The 11,563-nt window shown below is 69.4% G+C and carries 9 protein-coding genes; 5 read left to right on the top strand and 4 right to left on the bottom strand.

Annotated elements, in window-relative coordinates; all coding sequences use genetic code 11:
• The coding region (locus tag Q0W60_RS07290) for an acetyl-CoA acetyltransferase (RefSeq protein ID WP_297694063.1) at positions 1-1,466 on the bottom strand (1,466 nt) is incomplete at its 3' end.
• 84 nt (positions 1,467-1,550) lie between these two features.
• Positions 1,551-2,918 carry an MFS transporter gene (locus Q0W60_RS07285; RefSeq protein ID WP_297694061.1) on the bottom strand — a complete coding sequence of 456 codons (1,368 nt, stop codon included), beginning with the start codon at positions 2,916-2,918 and terminating at the stop codon, positions 1,551-1,553.
• Positions 2,919-3,136: 218 nt separating this feature from the next.
• Here Q0W60_RS07285 and xth point away from each other — a divergent pair, with 218 nt between their 5' ends.
• The 4 genes from xth to Q0W60_RS07265 are packed head-to-tail and all read left to right on the top strand — an operon-like array spanning position 3,137 to position 5,825.
• Positions 3,137-3,931 (top strand): exodeoxyribonuclease III, encoded by a 795-nt coding sequence (gene xth / locus Q0W60_RS07280; protein WP_297694059.1) that lies wholly within the window; start codon positions 3,137-3,139, stop codon positions 3,929-3,931.
• A 2-nt stretch (positions 3,932-3,933) separates the two neighbouring features.
• Positions 3,934-4,416, top strand: a complete 483-nt coding sequence (locus Q0W60_RS07275) for a MarR family transcriptional regulator (RefSeq protein WP_297694057.1) — start codon at positions 3,934-3,936, stop codon at positions 4,414-4,416.
• Between the two features lie 49 nt (positions 4,417-4,465).
• Positions 4,466-5,092: a hypothetical protein gene (locus Q0W60_RS07270; RefSeq protein ID WP_297694055.1), complete on the top strand. Its 627-nt coding sequence runs from the start codon at positions 4,466-4,468 to the stop codon at positions 5,090-5,092.
• 37 nt (positions 5,093-5,129) lie between these two features.
• A complete protein-coding gene (locus Q0W60_RS07265) occupies positions 5,130-5,825 on the top strand; it encodes an NnrU family protein (RefSeq protein ID WP_297694053.1) in 696 nt (231 codons plus the stop codon).
• Here Q0W60_RS07265 and Q0W60_RS07260 read toward each other — a convergent pair.
• A complete protein-coding gene (locus Q0W60_RS07260; RefSeq protein ID WP_297694052.1) occupies positions 5,818-6,507 on the bottom strand; it encodes an aspartate/glutamate racemase family protein in 690 nt (229 codons plus the stop codon). The two genes, Q0W60_RS07265 and Q0W60_RS07260, sit on opposite strands and share 8 nt — an antisense overlap.
• A gap of 1 nt (position 6,508) precedes the next feature.
• On the bottom strand, positions 6,509-8,248 hold the full coding sequence (gene ilvD / locus Q0W60_RS07255) for a dihydroxy-acid dehydratase (RefSeq protein ID WP_297694050.1): 1,740 nt from the start codon (positions 8,246-8,248) through the stop codon (positions 6,509-6,511).
• Positions 8,249-8,643: 395 nt separating this feature from the next.
• Between ilvD and Q0W60_RS07250 the strand changes: the two genes are divergently transcribed.
• Positions 8,644-11,442 carry a TonB-dependent receptor gene (locus Q0W60_RS07250; RefSeq protein WP_297694048.1) on the top strand — a complete coding sequence of 933 codons (2,799 nt, stop codon included), beginning with the start codon at positions 8,644-8,646 and terminating at the stop codon, positions 11,440-11,442.
• The last annotated feature ends 121 nt before the right edge of the window (positions 11,443-11,563 follow it).

Here is an 11,563-nt window from a genome sequence, read left to right as displayed (position 1 = left end):
GGCTCGGCCTGGCCCATCGCGGCCGCGAGGCTCGGATCGTCCGGATCGCTCATGGCGCAGAAGCGCCCGCCGTCGCCGGCCCGACAGACCAGCGTCGCGATCGGCGCGCCGCGGCCATAGTCGATGGTGTAGCTCTCCACCACGCCGTCGCTCGCAGCCTCGGGGGCGGCGGCCGGCGCGGCCCAGCTGTCCACTTGCGCCTGCAGGGGCGCCGACGAATGCTCCCGCCACTCCACGGGTTCGGTTGAATAGACGCCGACCGAGTACTTCGAGAGGAACCCGCCGTTCGCGCCGACGAAGCCGTACGCGCCCGGGCGCTCGCGCAGGCCGCGCACCGCGCTGGCGATCGCATGCATCGAGTAGTTGTTGCCGGCGCCGCCGAAGAACGGCAGCCCGCCGGTGAGCGTCAGCGGTCGCGGATCGTCGGGCTTCATTCCGAGCTCGTCGCGCACGTCGAAGACCGCGATCGGGAAGCAGGAATAAAGGTCGAAGAGCGCGACGTCGTCGACGCCGATTCCGGCCCGCTCCAGCGCGGCGCGCGCCGCGAGGCCCGCGGCGGGATAAGCCGAGAGGTCGGCCCGTTCGAGCGGCTTGCGCTCGGCGACGTCCGCAGCGCCATGCAGATAGACCCAGCGGTCCTCCGGCACGCCGAGCTCGCGCGCCTTGGCCGCCGAGGCGATCAGCACCGCCGCCCCCTGGTTGGTCTGGTCGCGCGAGACCATCCGCCGCGGGAAGGGATCGGCGACCATCCGGTTGCGCTCGGTGATCGTGGCGAGCGCGGGCGCGTCGAACACCTCGTGGCTCATGGCGTGCGGATTTTCGGCCGCGACGTTCGTGAACGGGGCGAACAGCTCGCCCATCTCCAGGGCGTAGGCCTTGCGGTCCAGGCCGCGCTTGGCGCGGCGGGCGTTTTCGAAGATGGCGTAGTGCTGGATCGCGGTGCGCACGCCGTGGGCGTTGAGCTCCGGCGAGACCAGCGTCTCCATGCCGTAGCCGCGGTCCTCGAGGTCGCCGCCGACGGTCTCGCTCCAGTCGCGCGTCTCGCCCTGGCCGAGCAGGCGCCGCAGGGTGGAGATCGCCTCCGCGCCGCAGATCATGGCGAGGTCCATCTCGCCTTGGGCGATCGCTTTGGCGAACTCGTTGACCAGGTGCTGCGGGCCCTGGCCGCCGACCGGCTCGAGGATCGCGCGCCGGGGGTCCGCGCCGATGCGGCGCGCGACCGAACGCGGGAAGTTGTTGGACCGGCCGAACGGGGACTGGGCGTTGGGACCCGACGTCTCGAACTGGCGCACCGCCGCCACCACGCCGATGTGCGGCGCCGGCGGGACGCCGGCGCGCGTGTCGTCGAGCGCCGCCTGGGCCGCCCGCGCCGCAAGCTCGACCGGCGAGAGGCCCTGATAGCCGGGCTCGCCGATCCGCTCCGAGGCTTCGCCCACCCCGATGATCACTGGCGTACGCGCGTCCACGCGGCCTCCCCTGCGCTTTTTTCGATCCGGAGGCGAGCCTAGCGGGCTGACGCCACGGCGCCCAAGCGCAGGCGGACGGCCGGGCTACTGCGCCGGCCGGACGGCGACGGCGGTCTCGCTGTTGATTTCCTCCAGCGAGCGGGCGCTGGTCTCAGGCACCAGCACCTGCGTGCAGATCGCGCCTGCAATCGAGATGGCCACCAGGATGAACATGGTCGAGGTTTCGCCGACCGCGCCGAACAGCAGCGGGAAGGCGAAGCCGCTGATCGCCGCGCCGATCCGGCCGCCGGCCACAGTGATCGACTGGGCGACGCTGCGGATGCGGGTGGGCGCGAGCTCCACGCCGAACACGCCTGCGCCGGACACCAGCCCCGGTCCGGTCTGCGAGACGTTGAACAGGCCGTAGACGATGAAGGCGAGGCCAGGCGCGCCGGAGAGCTTCGAGCGCAGCATGGCGAATATGATCAGCAGCACCGCCGAGATCGCGAACCCCCAGACCTGCAGCGGCTTGCGTCCGATCTTGTCGAGCAGGAACCAGGACATCAGCAGCGAGGCCGGGACCACGAACACCAGCTCGATCAGCAGGGTGAAATCGACGGGCGCGAGTCCCATGCCCTTGGCGATCAGCGAGGGGCCGAACAGGATCGTCGAGTAGACCACCAGGTCGTAGATCATCCACAACAGCGCCCCGGAGAAGATCCACCTGGCGTGCAGGGCGAACACCTCGCCGAAGGGACGGGTATCGGCCGCAGGGGGCGTGACATCATGGCCGCCGACCTGCGCCATGACCTGCTTGGCTGCGGCCTGGTTGGCCTCCAGCCGGGCGAGGAAGCGCGCCGTCTCGGGCATCTTCCGGCGGAAGTAGAGCACCGCCAGCGCCGGGACCGCGCCGGCCGCGAGCACCAGCCGCCACTGCAGGTCCGGGGGCACGTGCAGCGCCTGCAGCAGCAACTTGAAGATGGCCGCCGTGAGGGCGCCGAGCGGCCACATGGTCCCGAAGCCCAGGCCGAGCGCGCGACCCCGGTCGGCTCGGTTGGAGTGCTCGGCCATGATCACCGGCGAGAGCACATAGTCGGCGCCGACGCCCAGGCCGAGGATGAAGCGCAGCGCGATCAGCCAGGCGATGCTCGGGGCGAACGCCTGGGCGAGCGCCGCAAGGCCCAGGATCAGCACGTCGTAGCCGTAGAACCGCTTGCGGCCCCACTGGCCGAGCATGCCGAAGATCAGCGCGCCGATCGCCGCGCCCACGAGGGCCGAGGCCGCCAGCAACGCGCTGTCCAGGCTGCTGAGCGTGGCGGTCCCGTAGGACGCCAGCACCAGCGGCAGCACGAGGCCGATGGAGGAGAGGTCGTAGCCGTCGCAGAAGACGCCCAGGCCGGTGGTCAGGATCGCGCGCCAGTGGAACGCCTGGAACCGCTGCTCATCGACTACCGAAAAGTCGCTGTCGCTCAAGATCCGCTCCCCTGGGGGCGACCGGTCGCCCGTGACGTCTGCTGTGCGCCGGCATCCGCGCGGCGGCGCCGCCGAAGAGCAACAGCATTGCGCGGCAGGCCTATGGAGCCCGCGTGACGCCGCCGTGACATGCCACCGGGAAGCGAGTGACGCCCGCGCTTGAGCCGGGCCCGCGCGCCCGATAACCTTCGCTGCGACGGTACGAGTCTCGGATTTCCATGCGGATCGCCACCTGGAACGTGAATTCGATCAACGCGCGGCTGGAGACCGTCGTGCGCTGGTTCGAGGAGGCCAGGCCGGATGTGGCCTGCCTGCAGGAGATCAAGTGCGTCGACGAGAAGTTCCCGGCCGAACCTTTTGAAAGGCTGGGCTATAATCTCGCGGTCCACGGCCAGAAGACCTATAACGGCGTCGCGATCCTTTCGAAATTCCCGCTCGACGACGTGCGCCGCGGTCTTCCCGTGCATCCCGATCACGGCGGCGACGGCGACGATCACGCCCGCTATGTCGAGGCGGTGGTTTCCGGGCCGCGGCCGGTGCGCGTAGCCTCGATCTACCTGCCGAACGGGAATCCGATCGCCACCGAGAAGTTCGGCTACAAGCTCGCCTGGATGGGCCGGCTCCAGGCCCATGCGCATTCGCTCCTCGAGCTCGAGGAGCCGATGGCCCTGCTCGGCGACTACAACGTCATCCCCGAGCCGCGCGACGCCGAGTACCCGACCAACTGGACGCACGACGCGCTCTTCCAGCGCGAGACCCGCGAGGCGTTCCGGACGCTGAAATGGATGGGGTTCTCGGACGCCTATCTGGAAGCCAACGGGGCGCCGGGCGCCTACACCTTCTGGGATTACCAGGCCGGCGCGTGGCAGCGGAACAACGGCATCCGCATCGACCACGCGCTGCTGTCGCCGCAGGCGGCAGACATCCTGCGCGGCGTCTCGATCCACCGCGAGGTGCGATCCTGGGAAAAGCCGTCCGACCATGTCCCGCTGATCATCGAACTGGAGGCCTGACGATGGCCGATCGCGACCCGACCGAACGCCTCGTCGCCGCCGACTATCAGGCCATGGCCGCGTTCAGGCAGGCGCTGCGCCGGTTCGCCGCCTTCAGCGAGACCGCGGCCCAGTCGGTCGGCCTGACGCCGCAGCAGCACCAGGCCCTGTTGGCGATCCGCGCCCACGCGGGCGCCGAGCCGATGACCATCAGCGAACTGGCCGACGCCCTGATGATCAAGAACCACAGCGCGGTGGGGCTGGTGGCCCGACTCGTGGAGCGCGACCTCGTGACCCGCAGCCCCTCGCCGCTCGATCGGCGGCGGATCCTGCTGCGGCCGACGGCGGAGGCCGAGGGCCTCCTGGAGCGCGTGGTCGCGATCAACCTTCGCGAACTCTCCGCCAGCGCGCCGATCTTCCGCGAGCTCCTCAAGACGCTCCGCCGGCTGGCGGCGGAGCCTGGGACCGCGAAGCGCGCCGGCGGCAGCGGACGCGCGCCCAAATAGCCGAGGGCGGGGTCTAGGTCAGACTCGGACAAGGGGATAGCCTCGGCCGATGGACGAGATGGCGAGGCTCGTGCTTCTGATCGTCGTGGCAGGCCTTGGCCTGACCGCGGCCGGGGGCGCGGCGGCCTGGTCGATGGACGAGAGCCGGCGCATCCGGCGCGGCCTGCGCAAGGTGCTGGGTGAGGCTCCGCACGCGTTGCTCGTGGCCAACGGCCGCGGCCGAGGGGTGGGCTTCAATTTCACCAAGAACCTGCTCGCCGTCGCCTGGGACGCCGGGGCCTGGTGCCTGATCTACGGCGTGGACGAGCTGATCGGCGCCGAGCTGGTCGTCGACGGCCAGGTGGCGGGGCGGGTGCATCGCGGCGAACCGCGCCGCGCGGTCGACAGCCTGACGGGCGGCGAACGGCTGGTCCGGTTGCGGCTTGTGTTCAGCGATCCTGCCAATCCCGATTTCGATCTCGACCTCTGGATCGCCGCGGACCAGCGCAAGCGCATGGCGACAGAAGCGATGGAGGAGGGCAACCGCTGGCTGGCTCGGACCGAAGCCCTGTTCCGCCGGCCGCTACCGCGCCGGCTCTCGCCGGTGGTCGCGGCTGCGACGACGCCCGCCCCGCCGAAACCGGACCCGCCGCCATTCGACCGCGACGCGGAGGACGATGACAGCTTGACCTTCTGACGGCTCGCGGCAGTCTCGGCGCTCGGGAGGGCCTCGCATGGGCATGTTGATCGCCGCATCCGCCGTCTTCGTGCTGCTGCACCTCCTGGTTTCCGGGACACGGCTGCGCGACGCGCTCACCGTGCGCATCGGCGAGGGCCCCTACATGGGCCTCTTCAGCCTCGCCTCGATCACGACGCTGGTCTGGTTGGGCTTCGCCTTCGCCCAGGCAAAGGCGTCGACGGCGGATGACCTGCTCTGGCTGATCACGCCTGCGACCCGCTGGATCCAGATCGCCGTGCAGCTGGCGGCGATGCTGCTGATCGTCCCGGGCCTGACGACGCGCAACCCGACGAGCGTGCGCCAGGAGAACGCTCTCGACCGGGTGGACGTGGTCCGCGGCATGCTGCGGATCACCCGCCATCCGTTCCTTTGGGGCGTCGCCGCCTGGGCGGCGGGCCACCTTCTGGCGGGCGGCGACGCCGCGGGCCTGATCCTGTTCGGCTCGATGCTGGCGCTGGCGCTGTTCGGAACCGTCAGCATCGACGCCAAGCGGCGACGCAAGCTCGGCAAGCTCTGGGAGGTCTTCGCGGCGCAGACCTCCAACATCCCCTTCGTCGCCATTGCGGCCGGCCGCCAGCGCCTGGACGTACGCGAGATCGGCTGGTGGAGGATCGCGCTCGCCGTGCTGGTCTGGGCGGCGCTCGCCTGGGCCCATCCCTACCTGTTCGGCGTGCGCGCGTTGCCTAGCTGAGCGCGAAATCCGCCGCCGCCTCGCAGTGGGCGATCGCGCTGTCGACGGCGGGCAGCGGCAGCTCCGCCGGATCGAGCAGCAGGCCGATCTCGGTGCAGCCGAAGATCACCGCGTCGGCGCCGGCCGCGACGCCGCGCTCGATCATCTGCATGACGAGCGCCTTGGACTCTCCCCGGATCACGCCCTTCACCAGCTCGTCGTAGATGATGGCGTGCAGGCGAGCCCGGTCCGCCGCGTCGGGGATCCGCACCGGCAGCCCCGAGGCGGCCAGGCGTTCGCGGTAGAACGGCTTCTCCATCGTGAAGCGCGTGGCGAGCAGCAGCGGCCGCGCGGCGCCCCTGGCCTTCAGCGCCTCGGCCGTCGCATCGGCGATGTGGATCAGCGGGACGGAGACCGCCGCCTGAACCTCGGCCGCGTTCAGGTGCATGGTGTTGGCGCAGATCAGCAGCGCCTCGGCGCCGGCGACTTCCAGCCGACGCGCGGCCTGCGCGAGCTCACGCCCGGTGGCGGCCCAGTCGTCCCGCGCCTGCGCCGCGGCGATCGGCGCGAAGTCCACCGACCAGAGGATCAGCTTGGCCGAGTGCAGACCGCCCAGCCGCTCGCGGACCCGTCGGTTGATCGCCTGATAGTAGACCGCCGTGCTCTCGGCGCTCATCCCGCCGATGAGGCCGACGGTCTTCATCTCAGATGTCCGCGTAGACGTGCCGCTCGGCCGCCGCGCCCGGCTGGGTCACGGCGCCTCGATAAGCGGGGCCGACCATCTGCACGAACTTCCAGATCGCGCCGGAGCCGTAGTAGGTTGGCCGGGGTTCGGCCTTCTCGAGCTCGTAGGCGCGGTGCTCCAGCTCGACGGGATCGACCTCCAGCTCGATGGTTCCCGCCTCGGCGTCGATGGAGATGATGTCGCCGTCCTTGACGAGGGCGATCGGCCCGCCGGCCGCGGCTTCCGGTCCCACGTGGCCGACGCAGAGCCCTCGCGTCGCACCCGAGAAGCGCCCGTCGGTGATGAGCGCAATGTTCTCCACGCCCTGACCATAGAGCGCGGCAGTGGTCGACAGCATCTCGCGCATGCCGGGTCCGCCCTTCGGACCCTCGTAGCGGATGACGAGCACCTCGCCTTCCTTATAGGCGCGCGCCTCGACGGCGGCGAAGCAGGCCTCCTCGCCGTCGAATACGCGGGCCGGACCGCGGTGCTTCTGGTGCTTCAGCCCGGCCACCTTGACGATGGCGCCGTCGGGGGCGAGCGAGCCCCACAGACCCACCAGCCCGCCGGTCGGCGACAGCGGCCGCGAGACCGGCCTGATCACTTCCTGGTCGTCGCGCCATTTCACGTCGGCGACGTTCTCGGCCAGCGTCTTGCCGGTTACGGTCATGCAATCGCCGTGCAGGTAGCCCCCCTCCAGCAGCGTCTTCATCAGCATCGGCGCGCCGCCCGCCTCGCCCATGTCCTTGGCGACGAACCGGCCGCCGGGCTTCAGGTCGGCGATGTAGGGCGTGCGCGCGCAGATCTCGGCGAAGTCGCGCAACGTGAACTCGATCCCGCATTCATGGGCCATGGCGGGGAGATGGAGACCGCCGTTGGTGGACCCGCCGGTCGCAGCGACCACCACGGCGGCGTTCTCGAAGGCCTTGCGCGTGCAGATGTCGCGCGGGCGGATATTGGCCTCGATCAGCCGCACCACCGCCTCGCCCGAGGCGCGAGCGTAACGATCGCGGTCGAGGTAGGCGGCCGGCAGAGCCGAGGAGAGCGGCAACGCCAAGCCGATCGCTTCCGAGACCAGGGCCATGGTGTTGGCGGTGAACTGGCCGCCGCAGGCGCCGTCGCCCGGGCAGGCGTGCTGCTCCACCTGGCAGAGCCGCGCCTCGTCGATCACGCCGGCGGAGAATTGGCCCACCGCCTCGAACACGTCCTGAACGGTCAGGTCCCGGTCGTCGAGCCGGCCCGGCAGGATGGAGCCCCCATAAAGGAAGACGCTCGGCACATTGAGCCTGAGCATGGCCATCATCATGCCCGGCAGGGACTTGTCGCAGCCGGCGACGCCGACCAGCGCGTCATAGGCGTGGCCCCGCATCGTGAGCTCGACGGAATCGGCGATCACCTCGCGGCTGACCAGAGACGAGCGCATGCCCTCGTGGCCCATGGCGATTCCGTCGGTGACGGTGATCGTGCAGAATTCGCGCGGCGTGCCGCCGGCCGCCTTCACCCCCTCCGCCGCCGCGTGCGCCTGGCGCATCAGCGCGGTGTTGCAGGGCGCCGCCTCGTTCCAGCAGGAGGCGACGCCCACGAACGGCTGGGCGATCTCGCGGCTGCCAAGGCCCATGGCGTAGTAGTAGGACCGGTGCGGCGCGCGCGCCGGCCCCTCGGTCACATGCCGGCTTGGCAGGCGCGTCTTGTCCCAGGATCCGTCCGGTCGGCGATGCATGGTCGGGCTCCAAATGCGAGGCGCGATCTCCTTAGAAGGCGCGCCGCCGCCAGGGAAGCCCAAGCCGGCCGTGCAGGGCTTCCGCGGCGCAATTCGGGGCCTGCGCCGGAAACTCGGAAAAGTGGTGATTCAGACGCGCTAGCGCGACCCTCGCCACTCGGCGGACCAAACTAGAAGTTGAACATCGTTCCGCGACCGGCGGTCGCAGGGGGCGATTTGGCGCCATTTGCCGGACCAGTCTGTGTCCTCGGCGCCATGCCGGGGGCCGTCGGCAAGTTATCGCTGTTCATTTATGCGGCGGCCGGTTGACGCCCGTCCGGCTCCATCGCAGCAGCGCCCTCCCTCTGAGGCGCGGCCCGTACCGCGCATTCCAGCTGCGGGGAGGCAGCGCGACGATGCATTTCAAGTCCAGTCTTCTTGCCACCAGCGCGGTCTTGGCCGCCGCGTTCGCCGCCACGGCGCATGCCCAGACCGCCAGCGGAACCGCCGCGGCGTCCTCCACCACCATCGAGGAGCTGGTGGTCACCGCCGAGAAGCGTCAGCAGAGCCTGCAGGACGTGCCCGTCGCCATTTCGGCGTTCACCTCGGAGAAGCGCGACCTGATCGGCGTCAACACCATCGCCGACATGACCAACTTCACGCCCGGCCTGGAGTACAACGCCCAGAACGACCGCAACACGCTGCGCGGGGTCGGCCGCAACACCAACGTCCACGCCGCCCAGGGCTCGGTCGCCCAGTACTCCGACGGCATCTACACCTCCTCCACCGTCGAAGCCGGCAAGACGCCGCTGTTCGTCGACCGGGTCGAGGTGCTCCGCGGCCCGCAGGGCACCCTCTACGGCCGCAACTCGATCGGCGGCGCGATCAACATCATCTCCAAGCGTCCGACCGATGACTGGTACGCCGAGGTCCGCGGCCAATACCAGAACTACAACCATTCGATCCTGGAAGGGGCGGTCTCCGGCCCGACGCCGATCCCGGGCGTCGACTTCCGCTTCGGCGCGAATTGGGAGAAGCAGACCGAAGGCTGGTACAAGAACACTGTCCCCGGCCAGCCCGATGAGGGCAACGTCATCGACACCAAGTATGTCGAGGGCCAGCTGAAGTTCAAATTCAGCGACAACTTCGACGGGTGGATGAAGCTCGCCTGGGCCGACTGGCACAACGACGGCGGCGGACCCGGCTCGCGCAACAGCTACTCACCGGCGCCCTTCACCAACTTCGAGGTGGCGAACCCGCCGCAGGTGATGAACCCCGGGTACGCCTGTCTGCCCGGCTCCGGCGTGACCAATGTGGTGACCGCCGGCGGCATCCCGCTGTCGCAGGCCTGCGCCAACCCTTCGTCGAGCGATCCGCGCAAGTTCGCCAGCGACGTGCCCTATCAAGTGAAGCTCACCGGCACGATGATCTTCGCCAGCGAGTGGACCTACCACTTCGACAACATGGACCTGAAGTACATCGCGGGCGGGACGCACTACCATTACTTCCTGACCGGCCCACAGCCGGTTGAGAGCGCCCCGATCGTCTCCTACACCCTGCCCCGCGTGCTGCCCGCGGGCACCTTGGGGGCGACCCAGACGAGCACGCTGGTGATCCCGGGCGGCGGACCCACCGTCAATCCGCGGTACGCCTTCAACTACCAGGAGCAGGAGAACTGGATCTCCCACGAGATCAACCTGGCCTCCACCGACAAGGGGCCGTTCCAGTGGATCGCCGGCCTCTACTATTACAATGAGGAGTACCGGCAGCCGGTCTACACCACCCTCATGGACCAGCCCTCGCTGGGGCTGAACATCTCCAGCCTCGCCGGCGCCTGCGCCTTCACCGCCGGCGCCTGTCCGAGCCTGGCGGGCGACAACCGGATCTACGACGATCGCCCGCACATGCAGATCACCTCCAAGGCGGCGTTCGGCCAAATTGACTGGCAGTTCACGCCGCAATGGAAGACCACGCTCGGCCTGCGCTACACGCGCGACGACATGAAGGGCGAGGAGTCGGTGCGCGTGCTCTGCTTCGACGCTTCCGCCTGCGGCGTCGCGCCGGAATTGCTCGGCTCGAACTTCGTCCTCGACCTGACCCAGGTGCCGACGGTGGTTAGCGGCTATCCGGGTTTTCCCGGCGGCATCGGCACGCCGGGCGTCTCGTCGAACACCGTCGTCGATCCCGCGACCGGTTTCGCCAGCCGCACCTACAAGGACCACTGGGGCGCGACCACCGGCACCTTCGGCCTGCAGTGGGATCCGGAGCCCGGCACGATGGCCTACTTCCGCTACAGCCGCGGCTACAAGTCAGGCGGGTTCCGGGTGGGCATCGACACCACCCTCGGCGCCGCGCCGGAGACCCAGCCGGAGCACCTCGATTCTTTCGAGGTCGGCCTGAAGAAGGACTTCGGCCGCACCCTGCAGGCCAACCTGGCGGTGTTCCGCTACAACTACCGAAACGACCAGGTGCCGATCACCATCATTCCGACCGGCGGCGGCACGGCGCTCGGCCAGTCCATCTTCTTCAATATCCCCAAGGCGATCAGCCAGGGGGTGGAGCTGGAGACGACCTGGCAGCCGATCGAGCACCTGCAGGTGCTGTTCAACTACTCCTACCTCGACGCCCACATCACCAAGGGCTCGGGCGTGGTCGATCCGGCCGATCCGACCGCGGTGGCGGCGGGCGCCAAGCCGCTGACGACGCTGACGGCCTGCTCGACGCTCACCGCCCCCGGCTGCGACGTCTTCACCGGCGACCTGCAACGCGGTCAGGACCTCTCCGGCGGTCACCTGCCGAACGCCCCGAAGAACAAGGTGGCGGTGAACGTCAACTACACCTGGGATTTCGCGCCGGGCTCGCTGACAGGCTCAGTGAGTTACATCTGGCGGGACAAGCAGTTCGGCTCGATCTTCGACCGTTCGTATTATCAGGCGCCCTCCTATGACCAATGGGACGCCCGCCTGTCGTGGAAGGACCGGGACAACAAGTACACGGTCATCGCCTTCGTGAAGAACATCTTCAACGACCTCGGCTACGAGGGCGGCGCGGCGGCGGCCCGGCAGGCGGGCTTCACGCCGGGCTATGCGCTCGGCCTGCCGCTGTCCAATCCCGCCTCGGCGGTGGCGGCGCCCGTCAACGAAGGGATCGCCAGCACCTATCTCCTGACGCCGCCCCGCACCTTCGGCGTCGAGCTGCAGTATCGCTTCTTCTAGGGCATCCTCCCCCCGGAAGACCTCAGGCGCTCCGCCATCGGCGGGGCGCCTTTCTTTTTGGCGGTTCTTTGGCCAGGCCGCGAATGGCACAACACTCCGCCAACCCATCGGGGCGGAAATG

Origin of the sequence: Phenylobacterium sp., from assembly GCF_025934275.1 — a bacterium.
Classification (GTDB): domain Bacteria; phylum Pseudomonadota; class Alphaproteobacteria; order Caulobacterales; family Caulobacteraceae; genus Phenylobacterium.
This window is presented reverse-complemented; position numbering and strand designations above follow the sequence as displayed.

Excerpts from the sequence above, each read along its gene's own strand:
- xth (WP_297694059.1), top strand. The coding sequence starts at position 3,137 with ATGCGGATCGCCACCTGGAACGTGAATTCGATCAACGCGCGGCTGGAG.
- Q0W60_RS07275 (WP_297694057.1), top strand. The coding sequence starts at position 3,934 with ATGGCCGATCGCGACCCGACCGAACGCCTCGTCGCCGCCGACTATCAG.
- Q0W60_RS07270 (WP_297694055.1), top strand. The coding sequence starts at position 4,466 with ATGGACGAGATGGCGAGGCTCGTGCTTCTGATCGTCGTGGCAGGCCTT.
- Q0W60_RS07265 (WP_297694053.1), top strand. The coding sequence starts at position 5,130 with ATGGGCATGTTGATCGCCGCATCCGCCGTCTTCGTGCTGCTGCACCTC.
- Q0W60_RS07260 (WP_297694052.1), bottom strand. The coding sequence starts at position 6,507 with ATGAAGACCGTCGGCCTCATCGGCGGGATGAGCGCCGAGAGCACGGCG.
- ilvD (WP_297694050.1), bottom strand. The coding sequence starts at position 8,248 with ATGCATCGCCGACCGGACGGATCCTGGGACAAGACGCGCCTGCCAAGC.
- Q0W60_RS07250 (WP_297694048.1), top strand. The coding sequence starts at position 8,644 with ATGCATTTCAAGTCCAGTCTTCTTGCCACCAGCGCGGTCTTGGCCGCC.